20 protein-coding genes and 2 pseudogenes are annotated in these 22,479 nt (G+C 61.3%); 14 read left to right on the top strand and 8 right to left on the bottom strand.

The features are described 5' to 3' along the window. Positions 1 to 126: 126 nt before the first annotated feature. Entirely contained in the window at positions 127 to 3,261 is a 3,135-nt protein-coding gene (locus tag KQ933_RS22650) for an efflux RND transporter permease subunit (protein ID WP_216760090.1), read from the bottom strand. Between the two features lie 12 nt (positions 3,262 to 3,273). Continuing rightward, the gene (locus KQ933_RS22645; protein ID WP_216760089.1) at positions 3,274 to 4,452 is read right to left on the bottom strand and encodes an efflux RND transporter periplasmic adaptor subunit; all 1,179 of its coding nucleotides are present in this window, start codon (positions 4,450 to 4,452) and stop codon (positions 3,274 to 3,276) included. 176 nt (positions 4,453 to 4,628) lie between these two features. Between KQ933_RS22645 and KQ933_RS22640 the strand changes: the two genes are divergently transcribed. Both KQ933_RS22640 and KQ933_RS22635 read left to right on the top strand, forming a co-directional pair. Further along, positions 4,629 to 5,318 (top strand): response regulator, encoded by a 690-nt coding sequence (locus KQ933_RS22640; RefSeq protein ID WP_216760088.1) that lies wholly within the window; start codon positions 4,629 to 4,631, stop codon positions 5,316 to 5,318. A gap of 38 nt (positions 5,319 to 5,356) precedes the next feature. Next, entirely contained in the window at positions 5,357 to 6,379 is a 1,023-nt protein-coding gene (locus KQ933_RS22635) for an ATP-binding protein (protein WP_253958394.1), read from the top strand. 184 nt (positions 6,380 to 6,563) lie between these two features. Here KQ933_RS22635 and KQ933_RS22630 read toward each other — a convergent pair whose 3' ends face one another. The 3 genes from KQ933_RS22630 to KQ933_RS22620 all read right to left on the bottom strand — a co-directional run bounded on the left by KQ933_RS22630 (position 6,564) and on the right by KQ933_RS22620 (position 9,794). Then, positions 6,564 to 7,718: a glycosyltransferase gene (locus tag KQ933_RS22630; protein WP_253958393.1), complete on the bottom strand. Its 1,155-nt coding sequence runs from the start codon at positions 7,716 to 7,718 to the stop codon at positions 6,564 to 6,566. A 252-nt stretch (positions 7,719 to 7,970) separates the two neighbouring features. Continuing rightward, positions 7,971 to 8,393, bottom strand: a complete 423-nt coding sequence (locus KQ933_RS22625; RefSeq protein WP_216760086.1) for a hypothetical protein — start codon at positions 8,391 to 8,393, stop codon at positions 7,971 to 7,973. A 252-nt stretch (positions 8,394 to 8,645) separates the two neighbouring features. Further along, positions 8,646 to 9,794: a glycosyltransferase gene (locus KQ933_RS22620; protein WP_253958392.1), complete on the bottom strand. Its 1,149-nt coding sequence runs from the start codon at positions 9,792 to 9,794 to the stop codon at positions 8,646 to 8,648. A 217-nt stretch (positions 9,795 to 10,011) separates the two neighbouring features. Between KQ933_RS22620 and KQ933_RS22615 the strand changes: the two genes are divergently transcribed. Then, positions 10,012 to 10,179, top strand: a complete 168-nt coding sequence (locus KQ933_RS22615; RefSeq protein WP_216760085.1) for a hypothetical protein — start codon at positions 10,012 to 10,014, stop codon at positions 10,177 to 10,179. A gap of 130 nt (positions 10,180 to 10,309) precedes the next feature. Beyond that, positions 10,310 to 10,843, top strand: a complete 534-nt coding sequence (locus KQ933_RS22610; protein WP_216760084.1) for a cytochrome b — start codon at positions 10,310 to 10,312, stop codon at positions 10,841 to 10,843. Positions 10,844 to 11,019: 176 nt separating this feature from the next. On the opposite strand, the pseudogene KQ933_RS33530 reads toward KQ933_RS22610, so the two are convergent. Both KQ933_RS33530 and KQ933_RS22605 read right to left on the bottom strand, forming a co-directional pair. Continuing rightward, positions 11,020 to 11,217: pseudogene (locus KQ933_RS33530) on the bottom strand (hypothetical protein); the annotation flags it as partial. Next, positions 11,217 to 11,657, bottom strand: a pseudogene (locus KQ933_RS22605) (signal peptide prediction); the annotation flags it as partial. The pseudogenes KQ933_RS22605 and KQ933_RS33530, both read right to left, overlap by 1 nt. A 452-nt stretch (positions 11,658 to 12,109) precedes the next feature. Here KQ933_RS22605 and KQ933_RS22600 point away from each other — a divergent pair. The 10 genes from KQ933_RS22600 to KQ933_RS22555 all read left to right on the top strand — a co-directional run bounded on the left by KQ933_RS22600 (position 12,110) and on the right by KQ933_RS22555 (position 21,492). Further along, positions 12,110 to 12,928 carry an SDR family NAD(P)-dependent oxidoreductase gene (locus KQ933_RS22600; RefSeq protein WP_216760083.1) on the top strand — a complete coding sequence of 273 codons (819 nt, stop codon included), beginning with the start codon at positions 12,110 to 12,112 and terminating at the stop codon, positions 12,926 to 12,928. Between the two features lie 134 nt (positions 12,929 to 13,062). Then, positions 13,063 to 14,307: an ABC transporter substrate-binding protein gene (locus KQ933_RS22595; RefSeq protein ID WP_253958449.1), complete on the top strand. Its 1,245-nt coding sequence runs from the start codon at positions 13,063 to 13,065 to the stop codon at positions 14,305 to 14,307. A 158-nt stretch (positions 14,308 to 14,465) separates the two neighbouring features. Next, positions 14,466 to 15,161: an ABC transporter ATP-binding protein gene (locus KQ933_RS22590; RefSeq protein WP_216760081.1), complete on the top strand. Its 696-nt coding sequence runs from the start codon at positions 14,466 to 14,468 to the stop codon at positions 15,159 to 15,161. Next, on the top strand, positions 15,158 to 15,889 hold the full coding sequence (locus KQ933_RS22585) for an ABC transporter ATP-binding protein (RefSeq protein WP_216760080.1): 732 nt from the start codon (positions 15,158 to 15,160) through the stop codon (positions 15,887 to 15,889). The genes KQ933_RS22590 and KQ933_RS22585 overlap by 4 nt, the downstream gene beginning before the upstream one ends. Then, complete coding sequence (locus KQ933_RS22580) at positions 15,876 to 16,733, top strand: branched-chain amino acid ABC transporter permease (RefSeq protein ID WP_216760079.1); 858 nt, start codon at positions 15,876 to 15,878, stop codon at positions 16,731 to 16,733. The genes KQ933_RS22585 and KQ933_RS22580 overlap by 14 nt, the downstream gene beginning before the upstream one ends. A gap of 4 nt (positions 16,734 to 16,737) precedes the next feature. Further along, positions 16,738 to 17,781 (top strand): branched-chain amino acid ABC transporter permease, encoded by a 1,044-nt coding sequence (locus KQ933_RS22575; protein WP_216760078.1) that lies wholly within the window; start codon positions 16,738 to 16,740, stop codon positions 17,779 to 17,781. Continuing rightward, positions 17,778 to 18,791 (top strand): zinc-binding dehydrogenase, encoded by a 1,014-nt coding sequence (locus tag KQ933_RS22570; RefSeq protein WP_216760077.1) that lies wholly within the window; start codon positions 17,778 to 17,780, stop codon positions 18,789 to 18,791. The genes KQ933_RS22575 and KQ933_RS22570 overlap by 4 nt, the downstream gene beginning before the upstream one ends. Positions 18,792 to 18,814: 23 nt before the next feature. Continuing rightward, complete coding sequence (locus KQ933_RS22565) at positions 18,815 to 19,594, top strand: alpha/beta fold hydrolase (protein WP_216760076.1); 780 nt, start codon at positions 18,815 to 18,817, stop codon at positions 19,592 to 19,594. 60 nt (positions 19,595 to 19,654) lie between these two features. Beyond that, positions 19,655 to 20,881, top strand: coding sequence for an acyl-CoA dehydrogenase family protein (locus tag KQ933_RS22560; protein ID WP_216760075.1), 1,227 nt, complete (start codon positions 19,655 to 19,657; stop codon positions 20,879 to 20,881). Then, positions 20,878 to 21,492 (top strand): flavin reductase family protein, encoded by a 615-nt coding sequence (locus KQ933_RS22555; RefSeq protein WP_216760074.1) that lies wholly within the window; start codon positions 20,878 to 20,880, stop codon positions 21,490 to 21,492. The genes KQ933_RS22560 and KQ933_RS22555 overlap by 4 nt, the downstream gene beginning before the upstream one ends. A gap of 34 nt (positions 21,493 to 21,526) precedes the next feature. Here the strand turns inward: KQ933_RS22555 and KQ933_RS22550 are convergent, their stop codons facing one another. Beyond that, positions 21,527 to 22,477 (bottom strand): LysR family transcriptional regulator, encoded by a 951-nt coding sequence (locus KQ933_RS22550; protein WP_216760073.1) that lies wholly within the window; start codon positions 22,475 to 22,477, stop codon positions 21,527 to 21,529. Positions 22,478 to 22,479: the final 2 nt, after the last annotated feature.

Here is a 22,479-nt window from a genome sequence, read left to right as displayed (position 1 = left end):
AGCATGCCGATAATTTGTGTGGATACCGGCAGAGCCTTGTTCCAGGAACCCGTTACAGGGGTGGCCTGTGTCGCACTGGTCATCGTCTTGGATTCTTTCCTGTTTTATAATTCAAATGCGCCTGGATCAGGCGGCCGGAGGATTGTCCGGCTGTGGTGTAGTGCTGGCGGAGTTCTTGCCGCGGCGACCAAATAGCCTGATAACGACGACGTAGAAGACCGGGACGAAAAACACCGCTAATACGGTCGCGGAAACCATGCCGCCGAACACACCGGTGCCGATCGCATGTTGGGTTTCGGCACTCGCGCCATGCGCAATCATCAGCGGTACGACGCCCAGTGTGAAGGCAAGCGATGTCATCAGGATCGGCCGCAGCCGCAGGCGCGCTGCTTCAATGACGGCATCGCGGATGTCATGCCCCTCGTTGCGCAGGTTCTTCGCAAACTCCACGATCAGGATCGCGTTCTTCGCCGAAAGGCCGATGATGGTGATCAGGCCGACCTTGAAGAAGACGTCGTTTTCCAGCCCGCGCAACAGGACAGCCATGATCGCACCCAAGATACCGAGCGGTACGACCAGTATTACGGAGAAGGGAATTGACCAGCTCTCGTAGAGCGCAGCCAGCACCAGGAAGACGACCAGCATCGAGAGCGTGAGAAGCATCGGAGCCTGCGAGGCCGATTGTTTTTCCTGGAGCGATTGTCCCGTCCACTCGACCATGAAGCCGGAAGGCAGACGCGACGCGAGTCGTTCCATCTCTGTTATGGCGGCACCGCTGGAAACACCAGAGGCCGCGTTCCCGGCGATACGCGCCGCCGGATAGCCGTTGTAGCGCTCGAGCTGCAGCGGGCTAGTTTGCCATACCGGCCTGACGACCTCCGACAACGACACCATGCCGCCGGCGTTGTTGCGGACATAGAGCTTTAAAACGTCTTCAGTCCGCATGCGGTTCGGCGCATCCGCCTGCACGATGACCTGCTGCAGCCGCCCTGCATTGGGAAAGTCGTTGACGTAAGTTGATCCGATGGCCGCCGTCAGCGTGTCGCTGATCATCGAGAAGGTTACGCCCAGGGCCTCCGCCTTCTGCCGATCGATCTCCAGCGTGACGCTGGCACCATCCGGCAGGCCTTCAGGATATACGCCGGTGACGAGCTTGCTTTGCGCGGCAAGCTGCAGGAGTTGATCCTGCGCTGCCTTCAGGGCGGCGCTACCGCGATTGGCGCGATCTTCGAGACGCAGCGAGAAGCCTGATGTGGTGCCAAGAGAATCGATTGCAGGTGGTTTGAGGCTCATGACCGTGCCTTCCGGTGCAGTCGCCATTGCCGCTGTCACGGCACCGATCTCCTCGTCAATCGTCGTGGTGCGCTCGGCCCAGTCCTTCAGGCTAGTGAAGGCAAACGCAGCGTTCGGACCCGAACCGGAGAAACCGAAGCCCATGATCGAGATGTTGTTTTCAACGTCCGGCCTCGACATTACGAGGGTGTCGAACATCGAAACAATGCTGCGCGTACGCTCAGCCGTCGCGTCTGCCGGCAGTGCGAACGATGTCATGAAGCTGCCCTGATCCTCTTCGGGGACGAAGGCGGAAGGCAGTTGCAGGTAACTATAGGCGAGTGCCGCGACGAGAACGAGATAGAACACCATCATCCGCCCACCGCGGCGCACCAGCAATCCGACCCAGCCGGCGTAGCCGCTGGTTATCCTGTCGAGGTTGCGGTTAAACCAGCCGAAGAAGCCTTTCTTCTCACTGTGGCGCGGATCAACCGGCTTCAGCACCGTCGCGCAAAGCGCCGGTGTGAGCGTCAGCGCGAGAAAGGCCGAGAACAGGATGGATACGGCCATGGACAGCGTAAACTGCCGGTAGATCGCGCCGACCGAACCGCTTGCGAGCCCCATGGGAATAAAAACCGCCACCAGCACCAGCGTGATGCTGATGACGGCGCCGGTGATCTCCTTCATCGCCTTCTGCGTGGCTTCCTTGGGCGGTAGGCCCTCTGTTGCCATGATACGCTCAACATTCTCCACCACGACGATGGCGTCATCGACGATGATACCGATGGCCAGCACCATGCCGAACATGGTCAGCACGTTGATGGAGAAGCCGGCAGCCAACATCACCGCGAAGGTGCCGAGCAAGGCGATCGGTGCGACGATCGCCGGAATCAACGTGTAACGGATCTTCTGCAGGAAGAGCAGCATCACGAAGAAGACCAGCATCATCGCTTCAACAAGGGTCTGGACCACTTTCTGGATCGAAGTCTTTACAAATGGCGAGGTGTCGTAGGGTATCGTATATTCCATCCCCGCCGGCATCGCTTGTGCGAGCTCGGCGAGGCGCATGCGAACACCTTCGGCGGTGCGCACCGCATTTGCTCCCGGCGCCAGCTGGATAGCTGCAGCGGCGGCGGGCTTGCCATTGTTGCGGATCGAGAAGGCGAGGCTTTGCGCCCCGAGTTCGATACGGGCGACTTCCCCGAGAAGCAGCTTGGAGCCATCGGGTTCGGAGCGAAGCACGATCGCTGCGAATTGCTCCGGTGTCGCCAACTGGCCGTGGACCGTGAGCGGAATACTGATCTTCTGCCCCAGCATCGTCGGTTCGTCGCCGACACGTCCCGGCGCGATCTGCGCATTCTGGTTCTGGATCGCCTGGGTGATGTCGGACAGCGAAAGGGAATAAGAGACGAGCTTGGCAGGATCGACCCAGATGCGCATCGCCCTTTCCGAACCGAAGGACTGCACACGGCCGACCCCTTCGACGCGCTTCAACTCTTCGATGATGTTGCCGACCATATAGTCGCCGAGGGCGAGCGCATCGTACCGGCCGTCTTTTGAATTGAGTGCGACCATCATCGCAAACTCGGAGGATGCGGATTCGACGTTCACGCCGGCGCGTCGGACTGTTTCAGGCAGGCGCGCTTCCGCGGCCTTGAGGCGATTCTGCACATCTACCTGCGCTATATCCGGATCCGTTCCCGGCTTGAATGTCGCTGTAATGCTGGCGCTTCCCGACGTGTCGGCGGTCGATTCGAAGTAAAGAAGGTTCCTGACGCTCGACAATTCACGCTCGATCAGACTGACAATGCTGTCATTGATCGTTTGCGGAGTGGCGCCCGTGTAGGTTGCGCTGATGCTGACGCTCGGTGGTGCGATGGTTGGATAGCGCGAGACCGGAAGCTGCGGGATAGCGATGACGCCCGCAAGCGCGATGAAGATGGCGATAACCCAGGCGAAAACCGGGCGGTTGATGAAGAACTGAGGCATCGATGCTTTCCCTCACTGCCGCGTGGTGGCGTTGGAGTTGCCTCCAGCAGTGAACGGTACGGTTTCCAGCAGAGCGCCGTCGCGAACGCGGTCCTGACCCTGCACAACGACCGTTTCACCGGCTTTTATGCCGGACGTGGCGATGATACGGCCGTCAACGGTCTCTCCAAGCTCGACGTCGCGCCGCTCCCCATGCCTATCGCCACCGGCTACGACCAGTTGAGGTCGACCGGCCGGATCGCGAACGACAGCTTCCTGCGGCACGAGAAGTGCGTCGCGGCGAACGGCGCGCGGAAGCCGGGCCCGGACATACATGCCCGGGAGGAGAAGCTGAGCCGGATTGTCGACCTCGACACGTACGGTTACGTTGCCGGTGCCCGGATCGACGCTGATTTCGGAAAACAGTGTCCGTCCCCATACCGGATATGGCTTTCCGCCGACCGAGAAGATAGCGACGGGAATCTTCCATCTATCGTCGAGCTCGCTCGATTTGGCAGCGTCGCGAATAACGTCGATCTGCGAGGCGGGCTGCCGAACATCCACGTAGACCTTGTCGATCTGCTGGACGATCGCCAGCGCGTTCGTACCGGAGGCAGAAACCAGCGCCCCCTCACTGACCAGTGCCTGACCGATGTGGCCCGAAATCGGCGCCTTGACGGTGGCGAACGCCAGATCGAGCTGGCGACGCTGCAAGGTTGCCTTGGCTTCAGCGACTCCCGCCTTGGCCTGGGCGAGATCCGCGACGGCTTCGTCATAGGCTTCCACGCTGATCGCCTTGGCGCCGACCATCGCCTTCGAACGCTCGAATTTGGCCTGTGCGCGGACAACCACAGCCCCCGCCCGCTGAAGCGCCGCCGCGGCACTTTCGACCTCCGCCTTGAAGGGCTCCGGATTGATCTGAAACAGCGGCTGACCCGCCTCGACTTTGGAGCCTTGCTCGAACAATCGCTTCTCGATAATGCCACCCACCTGGGGGCGGATCTCGGCCGTCCGGAAAGCTGCGACGCGCCCTGGCAACTCGTCGATGATTGTCACCGTTTCCGGCGTGGCGGATGTCACCGTTACCCGCGCGGGCGGCAGCGCGCCTTGTTCGCCAGTTGCTCCGCCGGAATTTTCGTTGCTGCATCCGGACAGAACGCCGGCTGTCAACGCACCGAGAACAACGAGCGAAACTCGCAACCCATAAACCATATGTCATATCCAATCCGCATGCGCGCTGGCGGCGCTTCTTCATCAGCGCTATTGCCTGTGGACGCTGGCAAATCGTGGAGATCATGTGGAGGTATGGCGCAGATGGCAGTTGATAGCTCGACGGGGCGCTGCGACATCGAATATTATCAAGCCTTCAAACAACGGTGCCTAGCTAGATGAACGCTCTCGCCATTATAGCCGAAGACGATTCGGAGATCGTCGATATCCTCGACGCCTACATGACGCGTGAAGGGTTTCGCACGGTGCGTGCCGCCGACGGGAAAACGGCGATTGACCTGCACCTCGCCTTAAAGCCGGATCTGATGCTCGTCGACGTGACCATGCCACGCCTTGACGGCTGGGAAGTGCTGGCCGAGATCAGGCGCAGGGGCGATACTCCGGTCATCATGATCACGGCCCTTGATAAGGATATCGACCGCCTCCAGGGCCTTCGCATCGGCGCCGACGACTACATCGTAAAGCCCTTTAATCCTATCGAGGTGGTTGCTCGCGCCAAGGCGGTCCTTCGCCGTGCCGGGCTGGGCAACGCGGCGGGCGTGCTGCGGGTAAGCCGGCTGACGATCGATCTGGATGGCTATCAGGCAAAGGTCGAAGCCAACGGAGAGAACAAAGCCGTGCCGTTGACACTCACGGAATTTCGACTTCTCGCCCATATGGCGAGAGCACCAATGAAGGTCTTTGCGCGCGGAGAGCTTGTCGACGCCTGCCTTCCCGGAGGTGATGCGCTCGACCGGACGGTGGACAGCCATGTCAGCAATCTCCGCAGGAAGCTTGAATTGGCTGGTGCTCCCGGAATGTTGTCCGGTGTTCGCGGCGTCGGTTACAGACTGGCCGCCGAGCAATGATCCGACGCCCCGCTCTCAGCCGTCAGATCCTGTTGTCGATGGCGGTTGTCACGATGATTGCCGTCTTGGTCGTGTTCTTCGGCGTCTACGTTATCTATGCCATTCTGATTTCGCTCTTTCCGTATTTGCTGGACGAGGATAGCTGGCTGCCATCGGGGACCGATCTTCTGATTCTCACCGGCCTTGCCTTCCCGGCCTTGCTCGTTGCAGGATTTGTCTCCCTCAAACTCGCTGCGCGCATCCTCGTGCCGATCAACTCGCTTGCCGAGAGCGCTCGCCGCATCGCAGATGGAGACCTCACCGCTCGCGCGACCCCAGGCGACCACTCGCTCGGCGAGACCGCCCATCTGGTCGCGGACTTCAACATCATGGCGCAAAAGCTTCAGGACATGGCCGACAACGTCGCCTTCTGGAATGCGGCGATTGCCCACGAGCTCAGGACCCCGCTCACAATACTCAAGGGCAGGCTGCAGGGCGTTGCCGATGGTTTGTTCCCCGTCGACGAGAAATTGATCGACGGCCTCATGGTTCAGACCGAAGGGCTCACAAGGCTGGTCAACGACCTGCGCGTCGTCACCCTTGCTGATGCGGGCCGTCTGGACCTGCAGATCGAGCTTATCGATCTCGCCGCAGAAATAAGGAAGGTCGCGGATGTGGTCGCGCCGTCGCTTCAGCAAGCAGGTTTTTCGCTGGAGCTTGCTCTTGTGGATATGACCGTTCCGGCGGATGCGGTCCGGCTCCGGCAGGTGCTTCTGGCGCTCCTGAACAACGCCCAACGCTATGCCAGACCTGGTCGTATTGAAGTTTTTACACTGGCCTCAGGAAACGAGGCCGTCATCCGGGTTGAAGATTCTGGCCCAGGGCTGCCGCCCAATTTTGACAAGCGCGCATTTGAACCTTTCACCCGCGCCGACGATTCCCGCTCCCGCCTTTACGGTGGTTCCGGTCTCGGCCTGTCCATAGTTCGCGCTATTGCGGAAGCACATGGTGGTCAGGCTTCATGCCGCAATTCCTCACGCGGAGGTGCGGTGTTCGAAATCTCTCTGCCACGGGCTACTTGACGCCCAGCGAACGCTCTTCGCTGATGCTCGACACCACATCCGTGCAAACTCCGCCCGCCTAATCGCGAGGTTCCCGACAGCACGAACTGCGCGGGAAACCTGCAGATATCCCGGCCGAGTAAGAATGACTGGATCGAAATATGATCGCGGCCGAACGGAGGTTGGGTGGAGGGATCGTAAATTGTCAGAGATGGCGGGAGGTATCTGAGGAGATTTGGGCTGCATTCCCTCTGGCAACCTGGGAATAGAAATCAAGAACATTGGCAATGCCGTCTGTTCGAGAAAACGGGCTCAATTCGTAAACCACACGGGACAGGCCGACGGCGGCTTTTACATAGAATGCATCGCCTAGAGCCGCAGCAAGGCGGTCGATAGAGCCAGGCTCCACGAGGGTCACCGGATGGTCACGCAGATACTCCGATGGACCTTCTGCCGCTGTCGCGATTATGGGAAGCCCCTCGCGCATGGCTTCAAGTATGGCGAGGCCAAACGATTCCTCGCGGGACGGAGAAACGAACAGATCCAGATTGCGTAAAAATCCGGAGACGTTATCGCTATGCCCCAGCAGATGAATTCTGCTGTCGCCTCTGGAAAGGCTCTTCAACGCTGCATGCTGTGGTCCCCCGCCGACAATGACCAACGCCGCGTCATCAGGAGCAGCCCGTTGAAAGGCCGACACCAGGACATCGTAACCCTTGCTCGGATGCAATCGCCCTACGGCACCGACGAGTGTCGTTTCGCGCGGCAACTTCAGTTTCGAACGCAGGTCGAAATTCTCGCCCTCTTCCGCAGCCGGCAGCCAGTTCGAAATGAGGCGCGCTTGGCCGGTATAGTTGCCAAGACGCGACAACTGGGCACGGTTCACGCAGATCACGCCGTCGAGGCTGGCATGTTGCTTTGCCTTGAAGCCGACATGCAGCGTTGCAATCTTTGATACGCTGGTGGGAGCAGTGGCAAGCGCCTTGCAGGCAGGGCTGAGATGTGCGTGAGCAATCTCAATCGCCGCGCTTGTCATCAACCGCCGCAATCTCATGCCGCGCAAGAAAGGCATCGCGAAGCCGTGAAAGACGACATCCTTGGACAGGAGGGCGGCCATCGGGGAGGCAGATCTTCCCGCAACATGCACCTCGTGGCCAAGGGCCGCCTGTCCGTTGGCAAGGTCGATACAATACCTTTCCGATCCCGCTATTCGAGAAGAAAAAAGCAGATGCAGGATTCGCTGCTTGCTTGTTGCTTTCCGGTTGCCGGAGGATGACGCTCCTTGATCCATAGAAGGATGGGGAGAGCTTTCAAATGTTGCAACGCGACTTGCGTCGCCATTTCTTGAATTAACGGACATCGAGTTTCCAACCGCTGGATGGAAGCCTCCATAACGTCACGACGTTGGCGATACGTGGAAGTTGTGTGGATGTTCGAAGGAGGAATGAATTCGACTTCGGACCTTTGGATAGGCGGGCCGGCCTCGTGAACTCTTTCCTTCACATTGGGCTGCGTCGATAGCCAGCAACGGCCTCCATCTAAACTCCACAGGGCCTGCGAACAAACTGAACGCGGGCCCCCGATAGTGGAGCGAAAGAAAGGGCCGGAAACCTTATTCCCCCTCCACTGGAGAAGAGTTCACAGTGAAAATATCATCGATTTTCCGTCTGTCGATTCGATGGACGGCAGATAGAAGGGCGACCTTTTGATGCAGGCTGGACGGGGGCGAAACGACGGTGTTGATGATTGCGACCACGGGCAATATCCACGCGACCACGGGGCTGTGCTTTCTCGAAACGATCCTTGCGTTATCAGCGAAGCTGCCGAGGAGCAGCGTCGCACTGCAGATGATCGTCCTCGGAGGGGAGCAGACATCATCCTCATCTGCATCCTGACCGGGCTGTCCGGCGCTATCACAGGCTTTGTATTTGCCGGCCAATTCGCGGTCGCTGGCGTCGCCTATGCTGCGCTGATCCTCGGCGGAGTTCTCGGTTGGCTGGCGCGGGGAGCAGTGGCATGAGAGCTCCTTACGCACTCTTGATCGCCATCGACAATCTCGGCGACATCTCGGATTCGATCGCCGCATAACCTTGATTGTCCGGCGCCCGATTGGACGCTTGCTGCCAAAGCGCATTCAGTTCGTTAATGAGCAGAGCTACTGAGGCGTCTTTCAGGCTCCCAGCAAAAATATCGAGACCTGTCATCGGATGGCAGGTTGACCTTTCGCATCACGGTGCGTTTGCGGAGTTTGCGAGCGTTGATTGGTGAAAGCCTGCGTAAATCACTCTTAGGTCTGGCCAACATACAGCAACGGCGCCTTGGCAGAGTTCGTGTCGACACGCTGTTTTCTGTCAGCGACTTCGCGATAGAAATCAAGGACATTGTCGATACCCGTCGAGCGAGAAAAAGCAGTCAAATCGTACCCAACGCGCGCGTGGCTCACAACGCCCTGAGGCTTGAGGGCGTCAATCAGCGCCGCTGACAGGTGGTCGATGGAACCAGGTTGCACCAGATTGACTGGATGGCCATGCAGATATTCCGAGGGTCCCTTCGTCGCTGTTGCGATGATAGGGAGGCCTTCACGCATGGCCTCAAGTATGGCCAGGCCGAACGTTTCCTCGCGAGACGGAGAAACGAACAGGTCCAGATTGCGCAGAAATCCAGGCACGTTGTCCGTATAGCCCGGCAAGTGGATTCGACGGTCGCCTCCCGCAATCTTTTTCAACTCGCTGCGCTGCGGCCCTTCGCCGACTATAATCAGCGCCGCATTTTCTGGCGCAGATCGTCTGAAGGCTGCGATGAGGACGTCGTTTCCCTTGCTGGAATGCAGTCGACCTACGGCGCCCACCAACCGCGTTTCACGAGGCAGATTCAATTTGGAACGCAGGTCTACGGCCTCCCCACTCACCGCATCTGGAAGCCAGTTCGAAATCAAACCTGCTTGACCGGCGTAACCGTCCAGGCGGGACAACTGATCGCGGTTCACGCAGATGACGCCGTCCATCCGTGCATGTCGCTTCGGCTTGAACCCGACATGCAGGGTCGCAATCGTCGTCACGCTATCGGGAACGCTGGCAAGGGTCCTGCTTCCTGGGCTGTGATGTGCATGCGCGACCTCGATTCGGGCCTTCGCAATCAACTGTCGCAGTCTCATCCCACGCAGTAGCGCAGTCGAGAGCCCGTGAAAATTGACCTTGTCGGAGAGCAGCGGGACGATCGGCGAGCCGCGAAATCCGACGACGTGAATCTCATGCCCGAGAGCTGCCTGTCCATTGGCGAGGTCGATACAGTGCCTCTCTGACCCTGCAATTTCGTCTGCGAAAAGTAGATGCAGGATGCGCAGCTTGCGCATCGCCGAAGACGAGACCTTCCCGCCGATGGAAGGTGACAACAAGCTCCTGCTTCTCGCACCGATGCTTTGCAAATCAACAGGCATCAGCCCCCATCCGCTAATTGATCTCCCCTCATATCGCCGGCATGTTGCAGTTTAGTGGACGGCATATGAATGTTTTGTGGATTTAGTCTCGGAAAGATCGACAGGAACAACCTCATGTTGCATTACCCATTCGTCGAGTTCGGAGAAAATTGCGCCAGTCCATCCATCTCATTCCATATACAGCGCGCGGGCTATGAACTCCTCTCGATGCGCGTCTATGACCGCGGTCGAGAACATGATGGCGAAGACTGCCATGATGACGCAGAAGACGATCAAGCGGCAGACGAGCATCATCGCTCCTTTCTATCGACTTGATATTGCTGGCTTATATTTGGCGTGTGCACAGATAGCGTGGAGCTTCGGCGAAGATCGCCGCTATGGATGATTTCCGGGCCGTTGATGCCTGTACACGTCGGCAACGCCCTGCAATATGCCAGGCAGTTTTCCAACCACGGGCAGCGGATAGGTCCAACGCCGGCAGGTGACGTGGTCGGCCATCCACCGAGAGATTACGTATGAGCAGAGCTCGATACCCGCTGGCAATTCGCGTTTTACACTGGATTATGGCGGCGATCGTGTTGGCGATGATCGCACTCGGTTGGGTAATGACCACGGCAGGCGAGTCCGGGCCGGAGGCCTTGTATCCGCTCCACAAGTCGTTCGGACTGCTGATATTCCTTCTCGTATCTCTGAGACTCGTATTTCGCATATGGGCGGGAGTACCGGAATTGCCAACCGGCCTCGGCAAATGGGAGGTCGCTGCCGCCAAGGCAGCCCATATTGCTCTCTATGTGTTGATGATTGTCGTCCCACTCATGGGGTATGCGATGTCGAGTTCGTTTACGCAGAGTGACGGGGTCGTTTTCTTTGGAATTACGGTGCCGGAGCTGTTACCCAAGGACGATACACAGTTCAGGCTATTCCAGCTGCTGCATAGGCTTCTGGCGTACACATTGCTCTTCGTGGTCGCGCTACACGTTCTCGCAGTCCTGAAACATCGCTTCCTCGATCGGAACAAGGAGAATGATGTCCTCTCGCGCATGCTGTGATGCGTAGCCGAAACGGAGACCGTGCCGGCGCTCGTCGAGCGCTGGCCTGTCTGCCTGATTCCGCAGCCTCTGAACATTGCAATCGCCTCTCCAAACGGTAGCGCCCAAAGCAAGCTCGGTCTGAGATCCCGTCCAGAAGCCGCTCGCGGTGTTAAAGATAAGCGCGTTGGGTCGGTCTACCCGGCAACGATATCTTCCAAGGCCATTGCCATGGCCAATAGGTCGTCGTCCCGGCCATGCGGAGCCGATAGCAGCAGTCCCACCGGCATGCCGGCCTCTCCAGTACCGCAAGGTAGCGACACCCCGCACCAATCGAGAAAATTGCCGATCAAGGTATTGCGCAGCGTTTTGGAGTTGACGCGGACGAACAGCTCGGACCCGGCAGGTCTTCGGCAGCGGTAGCGCCCTTGTACCAGTAGTCCCATTCGGCCGGCGTCATGGACTGGCGCGAGCGCTGCGGCGTGGAAATACAGTATCCCTGTCGCGCGACAACGGCGCCTGGCCATCCCGATATCCACCAATTCAGATAGTCGTAGGCGACATCGAGGAGGCGACCGTGCAAATGTTTCGAAAGGCACAGGCCGAAATGCCAGGCGCGATAGCCTTCGGCGGGCACGGCCTGCTCGACCGGCACACCCTTCGAATTCAGAATGCCGATGCCGGGCGACCACATGCTCCGGACGCCGGTCTCGCCGGCGATCATCAGCCGCGCCGCATCCTCGGCGGCTTTCCAGAAATGTCCGAAGAAGCCGGCCGTCCCGCGCTCCTCCAAGAGATCGATCAGCTGATCGAGCTCCTGAACGGAAGGATCACCTTCCCCGACACGCGATGCCCGCAAAGATGGGGTGTGTTCCGGATATCGGCAGTGTTGCGCACTAAGCGTCAGGTAGATTTCATGCTAAATTAGCTTGCGGAAATCCAGCACGTCGAGCGAAACAGCCATGGCAGCAGGAAACAAATCGCCCCAGGCAGCGGGACCACAGAAACGTCGCCCCAAATTCAATCCTAAGCGAGACCCGAAGCCACAGGTACTCGCCCAGGCCAACCGTACTGTTTTACGAATGGCGTCCGCGGTGGTGGTTGCTTTTATCGTCGTCGTCGCTGTTCAGGCACTATGGTAGGCGCTCACGGGCCATAACCTCGAATGGTTGCAGGCGGGTGATCGCTTGAACGCATCAATATAACGAGACGATATATTAAATTTAAAAAAAATCATCAAATCGGGTGTCCGCCGCTGCTAGCCTCTCTGTAATCGGGAGGAGAAGAATGGCGACATTGCAAGAGATGTTCGACGTTCGTGACAAGTCAGTCATCGTCACTGGCGGCGCCAGCGGTATCGGTCGCGCTTATGCCGAAGTCATGGCCGACAACGGCGCGCGGGTCTGTATTTTCGATCTCAACCCAACGCAGCTCGACAGCGTCGTGGCAGATCTCAAGGCCAATGGCGGCGATGTGTGGGGGCAGATGGTCGACGTGACCGACCGTCCGCGCGTGAAGGAGGCATTCGATGCCGTGGCTGAGCGGCATGGCCGGATCGACATCGTCTTCGCCAATGCCGGTATCGACGCCGGGCCGGGTTTCCTGTCGACGACCGGCGGGCGCATCCCGGAGGGAGCGATCGACGTGCTCGACGACCACCACTGGGACCGGGTCATCGAGGTCAACCTCTCATCGGTCTACACGACCGTGAAGCATTCCGCGCGTCACATGAAGAAGACCGGCGGCGGCAGGATCATCGTCACGTCGTCCATCGCCGCCCAGATCAACGAGGCGATTGTTGGCACGCCCTATATGCCGGCCAAGGCGGGCGTGGATCATTTCGTCCGGCAGATGGCGATGGAACTGGGGATGTTCGGCATCCTCGTCAACTGCATCTCGCCCGGTCCGTTCATGACCAATATTGCCGGCGGCCGGCTGAAGATCCCCGCCGACCGGAAGGCCTTCGAGGAGCAGTCGCTGATCGGCAGGATCGGCGACACGGAGGATATCAAGGGCCTGGCGCTTTATCTGGCCTCACCCTGCTCGTCCTACGTCACCGGCAGCCAGATCGTGATCGATGGAGGTTCGATGAACCGCATTAAGTGAGGCGATCGCCGGGTCTGGGAGGACCGGCCGTCGACGAATATGCGTGCAGACGACAAGAACACCAGAGGGAGGAGACCAAGGTGGACCTGAAGACGAAATTTGCGCAGCCATCCCGCCGGACCGTGCTCAAGGGCATGGGTGCCGGCCTTGCCACCGCGGCGCTCGGCGCGCCGATGATCGCCAAGGCGCAATCGGCCGGCACGATCAAGCTCGGCTTCGTGACGCCGACGACGGGCCCGCTCGCGCTGTTCGGCGAGACGGATGGCTGGGCGGCCGAAAAGGTCAAGGCCACGCTGAAGGACGGCCTTCAGACTGCGGCCGGCAAGTTCGACGTCGAGATTTTGATCCGCGACAGCCAGTCCGACCCGAACCGTGCCGCTGAGGTCGCCGGTGACCTGATCCTGAACGATGGCGTGCATCTGCTGCTGCCGGCCTCTACGACCGATACCGTCAGTCCTTCGGCCGACCAGGCGGAGCTCAACGAATGCCCGTGCCTGTCGACCGGAGCGCCCTGGCAGGCGGTGATCTTTCCGCGCGGCGGCCAGAACAAGCCGTTCGACTGGACGTACCATTTCTTCTGGGGTCTCGACGAGGCCCTCAACACCTTTGTCGGCCTGTGGAACACGCTCGACACAAATCGCAAGGTGGGCATGCTGTTCCCGCAGAACGCCGATGGCGAGACCTGGGGCAACAACGACTACGGCCTGCCCGCGCCGACACAGAAGGCCGGATTTGAAATCACTGTCCCCGGCTTCTTCCAGCCGCGCACCAATGATTATTCGGCGCAGATTGCCGCTTTCAAGAATGCCGGCTGCGAGATTGTCGGCGGTATCACCTACCCCGACGATCTCAAGACCTTCATCAACCAGTGCGCCCAGCAAGGTTATAGACCGAAGGCCGTCACCGTCGCCGCAGCCCTGCTCTTTCCCGGTGGCGTGCAGGCGCTCGGGCCGCTTGGCGACGGCATGTCGTCCGAGGTCTGGTGGACGCCCGCCTTCCCGTTCAAGTCGGCGCTGACGGGCCAGGTGAGCCGGGAGATCGCGGACCAGTGGGAGAACGAGACCAAGAAGCAGTGGACGCAGCCGCTCGGCTACAGCCACGCGATCTGGGAAGTGGCCCTCGACATCCTCAAGCGCGCCTCCAATCCGCTCGACCGCACCTCGATCCGCGACGCCATGGTCAAGACCAAGATCGACACCCTGATCGGTAAGGTCGATTTCTCCACTGGTCCGCACAAGAATGTCTCGACGACGCCGATTTTCGGCGGCCAGTGGGTCAAGGGCGAGACGTGGCCCTACGACCTGAAGATCGTCGACAATACCGTCAACAAGCTGTTCGAACCCGAGCAGAAGATGAAGGTAATCCCCTGGGCCGCCTGAACCCGGGCGCCTTGGGCGTTGCGGCCGGGCGGCGAGCCCGCCCGCAACCCGCAGACCTATCCCGAATGCTTGAAGACCAGGCGGGCGGCGCGTGAACGCGCCTGCCGCTACCCGGAGCGGAGGATCGATTGAACGGCGTATTGCTAAAAGCGAGGGGATTGAGCAAATCCTTTGGCGCGCTCCGCGTCCTGCATGACATCAGCTTCGATGTCCGGCGCGGCGAGGTGCTGGGAATCCTCGGTCCGAACGGGGCGGGCAAGACCACGCTGTTCAACCTGATCAGTGGCGACTTGCGAAACGATGCCGGCGAACTCGACTTTGCCGGCGAGCGACTTATCGGCCAGCCGCCCTATTCGCGCTGCAAGATCGGTATCGGCCGCACCTACCAGATTCCGCAGCCGTATGTCGGCATGTCGACTTTCGAAAACCTGCTCGTGGCCGCCACCTTCGGCGGCGGGCGCACCGAAGCCCAGAGCTATGCGCTCTGCGCGCAGATTCTGCGCGATTGCGAACTGGCCGACAAGGCCAACCGCTCGGCCGGATCGCTGACGCTGCTCGACCGCAAGCGGCTGGAACTGGCCCGCGCGATGGCCTCGAGCCCAAGGCTGCTGCTGCTCGACGAAATTGCCGGCGGACTGACCGACGAAGAAGGCAAGGCGCTCGTGCAACTGATCCACCGCATCCGCGACCGCGGCGTCACCATCGTCTGGATCGAGCATGTCCTGCATGCCCTGCTGGCCGTGGCCGACCGGATCATGGTGCTGAACTTCGGCAAAAAGATCGCGGAGGGCTTGCCGAACGATGTCATCAAGAACCCGGAAGTCCGGCGCGTCTATATGGGGGTCGAGGCATGACGGGAAAGACGCTTCTTTCCACCCACGATCTCAAGGCCCGCTACGGCGACTTTCAGGCGCTTTACGGCATTGATCTCGAAATCGCAGAGGGCGAGGTCGTCGCCCTGATCGGCGCCAACGGTGCCGGCAAATCGACGCTGTTGAAGTCGATCATGGGCCTGATCAAGGTCGCGCCTGACATGGTGCGCCTTGACGGCCGGGCGGTCGGCGGCAGCCGGCCGCACCACATGGTGGCCGACGGGGTGGCGATCGTACCCGAAGGCCGCCGCCTGTTTGCCGGCATGTCCGTGCTCGACAACCTGCGCGTGGCCGTCGATCATGCCGCGCCAGGCCGCGGCGATGCCTGGACGATCGAGCGCATCTATGCGCTGTTTCCGATCCTTAAGGAAAAGCAGGCGGCACCGGTCCAGTCGCTTTCCGGCGGCCAGCAGCAGATGGTGGCGATCGGCCGCGCGCTGCTAAACCAGCCGCGCCTGCTGCTCTGCGACGAGATCAGCCTCGGCCTGGCACCGAAAGTGATCAAGGAAATCTACCAATCCATCCCGTCGATTTCAGGAAACGGCACGGCCATCGTGCTGGTCGAACAGGATGTCGGCCTCGCCAAGTCCGCCTCCGACCGGCTCTATTGCATGCTGGAGGGCCGCGTCACGCTGACCGGCCGCTCGGCGGACATGAGCCGCGAGGCGGTCGGCGAAGCCTACTTCGGAGCATCCCATGCAGTGGCTTGACGGACTGGTCCAGGGCATTCTTCTCGGCGGCCTCTATGCACAATATGCGCTCGGCATGGCGCTGATGTTCGGGGTCATGCGTGTCGTCAACATCACCCACGGCGATCTGATGATCCTGCTGGCGCTGGTCGGTATCAGCCTCGCCTCGACCTTCGGCCTCGGCCCTTGGTCGGTGCTGGTGGTCCTCGTCGCGCTCGGCGGCATCATCGGTGTCATCCTCCAGCGACTGATCCTCAACCACGTCGTCGGTGCCGACCCGTTGCCGTCTCTGATCGCCACCTTTGGCCTGTCGATCGCGCTGCAGAACGCTATGCTGCAGGTCTGGTCGGCGGACACGCGCTCGCTGCAGAGCGGCGGCCTTGCCCAGGCCTCCTTCCAGCTCGGACCGCTCTTCGTCGGGGTGCTGCCCGTGATCGTGCTCGTTACCGCCACTGCACTGACCGCGGCTCTTGCAACCACGATGCAATATACGCGTTTCGGGCGTTCGCTGCGCGCGGCCTCCGCCGATGTCGAGGCCGCAGCGATGACCGGTATCGATCCGAAAGCCGTCTATGCCGGCGCGACGGCACTTGCCGTCGGCATCCTGGGCTTCGCCGCCGTCTTTCAGTCGATGCGTTCGACGGTGTCGCCGACCGATGGTGCCTTTCAGCTGATCTATGCCTTCGAGGCCGTCATCATCGGCGGCATGGGTTCGATCTGGGGCGCCTTCATGGGTGCCATGGTGCTCGGCATCAGCCAGTCGATCGGGTTCCGTATCGATCCCGGCTTCGGCATTCTCGCCGGCCACCTCGTCTTCCTGCTCATTCTCGCACTGCGGCCGCAGGGCATTCTCGGAAAGGACTGAGACCGTGACCCACGCGCTTGCAACCGCACAAGGCCCCGCCGGCACCACGGATCTTCCGCCGGTCCGCGTTCAGCGCCAGACCGTTTCCGGCGTCATCGCTACGGGGCTGGGCATCATCGCTCTCTTCACCGTCGCCTCGATGCCGCTCTGGGCAAGCCAGGGCCTGATCCGTGATGTGGTCGAGCTCTGCTGCTACATCGCCGTTGCCCAGATGTGGAACCTGCTTGCCGGCTATGCCGGACTGGTATCGGTCGGCCAACAGGTCTTCGTCGGCGTGGCTGCCTATATGATGTTCGTGATGGCGCAGCTCTGGGGCATCAATCCATTCGTCGCCGTCATGCTGGCGATGATCGCCCCGGCTCTGCTTGCCATTCCCACTTATGGTCTGCTGCACCGGCTCGATGGCCCCTATTTCGCGATCGGTACCTGGGTCGTCGCCGAAGTGCTGCGGCTTGCGACTTCGGTCTTCGGCTATGTCAACGGCGGGGCAGGAATGAGCCTGCGCGTCATGACCAGCTATTCGCCCATGGAACGCGCCGTCGGCGTTTCGCTCCTCTGTGCGCTGATGCTGCTCGTAACGGTCGGCGGCCCCTACTGGCTCCTGCGCTCGCGCTACGGCCTGGCGTTGATCGCCATGCGTGACAATCCGGTCGCGGCGGCAAGCCAGGGTGTGAATGTTGGCCGGCTGCGCTTCGCAATCTGGGTCGCCGCAGCTGTCGGTACGGGTCTTGCGGGCGCCATCTACTTCATGGCCCAACTGCGCATTACCCCACCTTCCGCCTATGACCCGAACTGGGCCAGCATCGCGATCTTCATCGTCATGGTCGGCGGTCTTGGATCGCTGGAAGGCGTGCTGATCGGAGCACTCGTCTACTTCTTCGCCGAACGCTGGTTCGGCCAGTATGGCGCGACCTATATGGTGGTGCTCGGCCTGCTCACTCTTTGCATGGCGCTTTTCGCGCGCGGCGGCATCTGGGGCCTGAGCTGCAAGGTCGTCGACGCCCCCTGGTTCCCGACACGACGAAGGCTGATGGAGGATCGGACATGAAGGCCGTGCTTTTCGACGGCGTCGGACTGCCGCTGAAAGTGGGCGAACGCCCCGTTCCGGAGCCGGCTTCCGATGAAGTCATGCTCAGGATCGCTGCTTGTGGCATCTGCGGTTCCGACCTGCACATGACCGAGGACCCGAAGACTTTCGGCCTCAATCGTCACGACGTGCTCGGCCACGAATTTGCCGGCGAAGTGATCAGATGCGGCACCGCCGTCTCCGAGCTCAAGCCGGATGACCGGGTGGCTGTGGCGCCGATGCGTGGATGCGGGACATGCGACAATTGTAAAAAAGGCGAGCCAGCCTGGTGCGCCGAAATGCGGCTGATCGGCGGCGGATATGCCGAATACACCACGGTCACCGCCCGCCAATGCCGGATCCTGCCTGATGACCTTCCGATCGAGGAAGGCGCGCTGGCCGAACCGGTTGCCGTGGCGCTGCACTGCGTGATGCGGTCGGGATTGAAGCCAGGCGACAGCGTGCTGATCCTCGGCGCCGGGCCGATCGGCCTGCTGGTCGCCTTCTGGGCGCGACGTCAAGGCGCCCGCGACGTCATCGTCGCCGACATCAACCGGCATCAGGAAGAAGGCGCGGCCTCGATTGGCGCGACCGGCTTTGCCATGTCCGGCCCCGGACTGGCGCAAGAATTCCGCGCCAAGACCGGCGGAGCGCCTGACATCGTCTTCGAATGCGTCGGCAGGCGTGGGCTGATCGATTTCGCCTGCCAGCTCGTCCGCACCCATGGGACGGTGGTCGGCGTCGGTCTCTGCGTCGGCGGCGACGGCTGGGATCCCTTCGCGGCCTTGTCCAAGGAAATCCAGATCATCTTCGCCGTGTTCTTCAACATGGCCGAGTTTGAGACAGCGCTCTCTGCACTCGGCCCCGGCCGCTACCGCCCTCAGGCTCTGATCACGGGCCGGATCGGCTTCAATGACGTGCCCAAGGCCTTCGAGGGGCTCAGGCACCGAACGACACAATGCAAGGTGCTGATCGCCGCTGATGCGGCCTGATCGATTGTCGAGGAGGATAGTCTATGGAATTCGAGACCCTGACGCAGGACATCGACGGTGTGCGTACGGTCGTGAAGGCGATCGGCGGCGGTCCCGCCGTGCTTGCGCTGCATGGCGCGGCGACCATCGAGGGGTACGAGTGGGCGCGCGGTCTTGCCGAGCGCTTCCGTATCTATCTGCCCTTCCATCCTGGTTTCGGTGAAAGCGCGGCGGCGCCGCACATTTCCGGCATGCAGGATATGGTGGTCCACAATCTCCGGCTCATCAAGGCGCTCGGCCTCGAGCGTCCGCATCTGGTCGGCCACTCCATGGGCGGCTGGATGGCGGCCGAGATCGCCGCCGTCGCCGGCGAGCGGTTCGGCAAGCTGGTGCTGAATGCGCCGGCCGGCCTCAATCATCCCGATCATCCCGGCGCCGATCTGAGCCAGATCCCGCCGGATCAGTTTCCCGCCTATCTCGCCCACAATGTCGAGGTCGCGGCCCGCTATTTCCCGGGCGGCTCGGAATGTCCCTCGACCGAGGGTTTCCTGGCCGCCCGCGAGAAGGAAGGCCCGGCGCTGGGCAACATTCTCAATGCACACGGCATGGGTCATCCGAATCTCGGCCGCTGGCTAAGCCGGATTCCCAACGAGACCCTAATCGTCTGGGGCGACAGGGACCGCATGCTGCCCGCCTCGCAGGCGCCGCTCTGGCAGGTGGCCATCCCCAATGCCCGGACGCTGATCATCGAGGATGTCGGCCATTTCGCCATGCAGGAAGATCCGCGCACCGTCACAGCCATCGGCGACTTCCTCGCCACGTGAAATCCGAGCATAGCGCCCCAGGCGATCTGCGACGACCAGGACTATCAAGGAGGAATAATCATGAACGCACCTATCAAGCACGCATCTGGCTACTGGGGCACGAAGACGGACTTCGCGTCCCTCATGGCTCATGTCGAAAAGATCGGCCCGATCCTCGATAAAAATTCCGAGGCGAACGAGAAGCTCGGCCGCCTCAACGAGGAGACCTTTGAGGCGCTCAGGCCTGTCCGCATGAGCCATATCTTCGCTGGCGAGGACATCGGCGGCGCACAGCTCTCGCCGACGCAGGGCCTGCAGCTCATCGAGGCGATCACCTATCACAGCGGCGCGGCCGGCTGGGTATCGATGGTACACGCCTGCATCGGCGCGATGTCGGCGGCCTTCCTGCCCGACACCGCGATCGGCCGCCTGTTCGGCGGCAAGACCGACAACCGGTTCTCCGGCCAGGGTACGCCGACCGGCATGCTGAAGAAAGTCGATGGCGGCTATCGCCTGAACGGCAAGTGGTCCTATGCCAGCGGTATCTACCACGCAACCTTTACCCACACCGCCGCCCTGCTCGACGACGGCAACGGCCAACCGGCCAAGGACGAGAAGGGCGACGTGATCGTGCTCTGCGCGCATGCGCCGGTCGACGACCACGACCTGCTCGGCAATTGGAATGTCCTTGGTCTGCAGGCCACCGGCAGCATCGACTATGCCGCCAATGACGTCTTCATTCCCGATGACATGGTGTTCCCCATCCTGACTGCCGAACCGCAGCGCATGCAGGAATTCTTTAGCCTCGGCGTGGTGGGCCTTGCCGCCATTGGCCATTCCGGCTGGGCCATCGGCGCATCGCGCCGCATGCTCGATGAAGCCGCGAAATACGCAAAGACCAAGACCGGCCGCGCCGGCCTGCTCGGCGAGAGCGACAAGTTCTGGTACGATTTCGGCCGGGCAGAGGCTCGTGTGCGGGCCGCCCGCGCCTTCCTGTTTGAGGTCTGGCGCGACGTCGAAGCCTCGATCGAGGCCGGCAACCGCATGACAACGCGCCAGATCAGCCTGGTGCATCTCGCCAAATCCGAAGTGCATGAGGCGGGCGTCGATGCCTGCCATTTCGTCTATCGCTCGCTCGGTGGGGCTTCGTTGCGCTATGGCGTCATGCAGCGGATCTATCGCGAGATGCTGACGGCCTCGAACCATTTCACGATCAACCCGAACATCGTCGCCGCCGTTGGCCGCGACATTGCCGGCCTGTGGAGCGACCGCACCTGGCAGTTCTACGACCTAATCGAGAAGAAATGAGCGCGCGGGCAAAAGGCATGCCGGATAAAGTGGCGGCGCCTGAAACGGGCACCGCCGCCGTCAGCTCCGGCCTCACCGAGGCGTTCGTGGCAGCCTTCCGGCACCATCCGTCCGGTGTCGCCATCATTACGGCGGAGGGCGCCGAAGGCCCGGTGGCGATGACCGTGAGTTCGCTGATCTCGATCAGTGCCGCACCACCCATGGTCGCCTTCTCGCTCTCGGCATCGTCCTCGAGTGGGAAGGTGGTCGAGCGCGCTGCATCCGTCGTCGTGCATTTCGTGCGCCGTGCCGACATGCAACTCGCCCGGCTCTGCGCGACACCAGGCAAGAATCGCTTCGGGCCGGACGTGCGCTGGTCAAGGCTCGACAGCGGCGAGCCTTATTATCCGCAGGTCGAACTCTGGTTTCGCGCCGAGCTGCGCGGCCGGCTGGAAACGTCGGGGGCCTGCCTGGTGACGGCGGAGCTGACCGCCGTATCATCCGGGGCGCTAGTAACACGACAGGCCGAGGCGCTGGTCTATTCCAACCGAGCCTGGCACGCGCTGGGTCCCGTGGTCGACACCGTCTCGGCGCCTATGCTGCTGTGGCCCGACGATTCCGCCACCTTCTGAAGCCATACCGGCGGCATGGCCGCCGGTTACCCTGTTACATTCCCCAGACCACGGACTGTTCGTGGCGCTTGATGAGATGCCTCAGATTCTGGAAACTCTTGCGAAGATGGGCCGAAAACGCCTCGATGGCCGGTGCCCCGAGATCGCCCGAGCGCCTGAGCAGGCCCAGCGCCCGTTCAGGGTGGGGGATATTGACCGGCAGCGCGGTGATCGCCTTGTCATTGCGATAGGCGAAGACGACGCTGTGCGGCAGGATCGTCAATGCGTCGCTTTCCTTCATGTAGTTGATCGCGCTGGTCAGCGATCCGCCGGCATAGCGGATCTTGGTCTCGGTGGCGCCGAGCGACAGGACCAGGCTGCGCAGATCGGCGAGCAACGGACTGCCGGGCGGCGGCGCGATCCAGGGAAAGTCGAGCAGTTCAGGACCCATCAGCTTGCGCTTGAGCAGCAGCGGATGCGTGACGCGGCAGGCCACGACATTGCGGCCGGGCAGCAGTTCCTGGAAATGCAGGCCCGAACCTTCTTCGAGCATGTCGATCGGGCAGACGGCGAGATCGATGCGGTCAGCGACGATGGCCGCGCGCAACTCGGAAAGATAGCCGTAGCTTTGCTCGACGCGAACGTCTGGAGTGGAATTCTGGAAGCCGGCGATCATGCCGGCAATCAGAGCATCCATGAAGAAGGGCGTGCCGCCGACGCGCACCAGCCCGGTGCGGCCATGGCGGAATCCTTCGACAAGGGTCGATGCCTTGCGGGCAGAGGTCAATATGGCCTGGCCGTGATCGGCCAGCGCCCGGCCGAGCGGCGTCGGTTGCAGCGGCCGTCGCCCCTTGAGGAAAAGCGGCTCCCCCAGACGCTTTTCCAACATCGCAAGCGTTCGCGAAACAGCCGGCTGGCTGAGCCCGAGCAGAGCAGCACCCTCGGTCACACCCCCTGCCTGAACGACCGCAGCGAGCTGCGCGAGATGCCTTTCATCGATCTTCATAA

It is taken from the genome of Rhizobium sp. WYJ-E13, from assembly GCF_018987265.1.
Classification (GTDB): domain Bacteria; phylum Pseudomonadota; class Alphaproteobacteria; order Rhizobiales; family Rhizobiaceae; genus Rhizobium.
Note: the sequence above shows the minus strand (reverse complement) of the source record. Positions and strands in the feature narration are given on the sequence as shown.

Coding starts and splice junctions, on each gene's coding strand:
- KQ933_RS22650 (WP_216760090.1), bottom strand. CDS start 3,261: ATGCCTCAGTTCTTCATCAACCGCCCGGTTTTCGCCTGGGTTATCGCC.
- KQ933_RS22645 (WP_216760089.1), bottom strand. CDS start 4,452: ATGGTTTATGGGTTGCGAGTTTCGCTCGTTGTTCTCGGTGCGTTGACA.
- KQ933_RS22640 (WP_216760088.1), top strand. CDS start 4,629: ATGAACGCTCTCGCCATTATAGCCGAAGACGATTCGGAGATCGTCGAT.
- KQ933_RS22635 (WP_253958394.1), top strand. CDS start 5,357: ATGGCGGTTGTCACGATGATTGCCGTCTTGGTCGTGTTCTTCGGCGTC.
- KQ933_RS22630 (WP_253958393.1), bottom strand. CDS start 7,718: ATGTCCGTTAATTCAAGAAATGGCGACGCAAGTCGCGTTGCAACATTT.
- KQ933_RS22620 (WP_253958392.1), bottom strand. CDS start 9,794: ATGCCTGTTGATTTGCAAAGCATCGGTGCGAGAAGCAGGAGCTTGTTG.
- KQ933_RS22615 (WP_216760085.1), top strand. CDS start 10,012: ATGACCGCGGTCGAGAACATGATGGCGAAGACTGCCATGATGACGCAG.
- KQ933_RS22610 (WP_216760084.1), top strand. CDS start 10,310: ATGAGCAGAGCTCGATACCCGCTGGCAATTCGCGTTTTACACTGGATT.
- KQ933_RS22600 (WP_216760083.1), top strand. CDS start 12,110: ATGGCGACATTGCAAGAGATGTTCGACGTTCGTGACAAGTCAGTCATC.
- KQ933_RS22595 (WP_253958449.1), top strand. CDS start 13,063: ATGGGTGCCGGCCTTGCCACCGCGGCGCTCGGCGCGCCGATGATCGCC.
- KQ933_RS22585 (WP_216760080.1), top strand. CDS start 15,158: ATGACGGGAAAGACGCTTCTTTCCACCCACGATCTCAAGGCCCGCTAC.
- KQ933_RS22580 (WP_216760079.1), top strand. CDS start 15,876: ATGCAGTGGCTTGACGGACTGGTCCAGGGCATTCTTCTCGGCGGCCTC.
- KQ933_RS22570 (WP_216760077.1), top strand. CDS start 17,778: ATGAAGGCCGTGCTTTTCGACGGCGTCGGACTGCCGCTGAAAGTGGGC.
- KQ933_RS22565 (WP_216760076.1), top strand. CDS start 18,815: ATGGAATTCGAGACCCTGACGCAGGACATCGACGGTGTGCGTACGGTC.
- KQ933_RS22560 (WP_216760075.1), top strand. CDS start 19,655: ATGAACGCACCTATCAAGCACGCATCTGGCTACTGGGGCACGAAGACG.
- KQ933_RS22555 (WP_216760074.1), top strand. CDS start 20,878: ATGAGCGCGCGGGCAAAAGGCATGCCGGATAAAGTGGCGGCGCCTGAA.
- KQ933_RS22550 (WP_216760073.1), bottom strand. CDS start 22,477: ATGAAGATCGATGAAAGGCATCTCGCGCAGCTCGCTGCGGTCGTTCAG.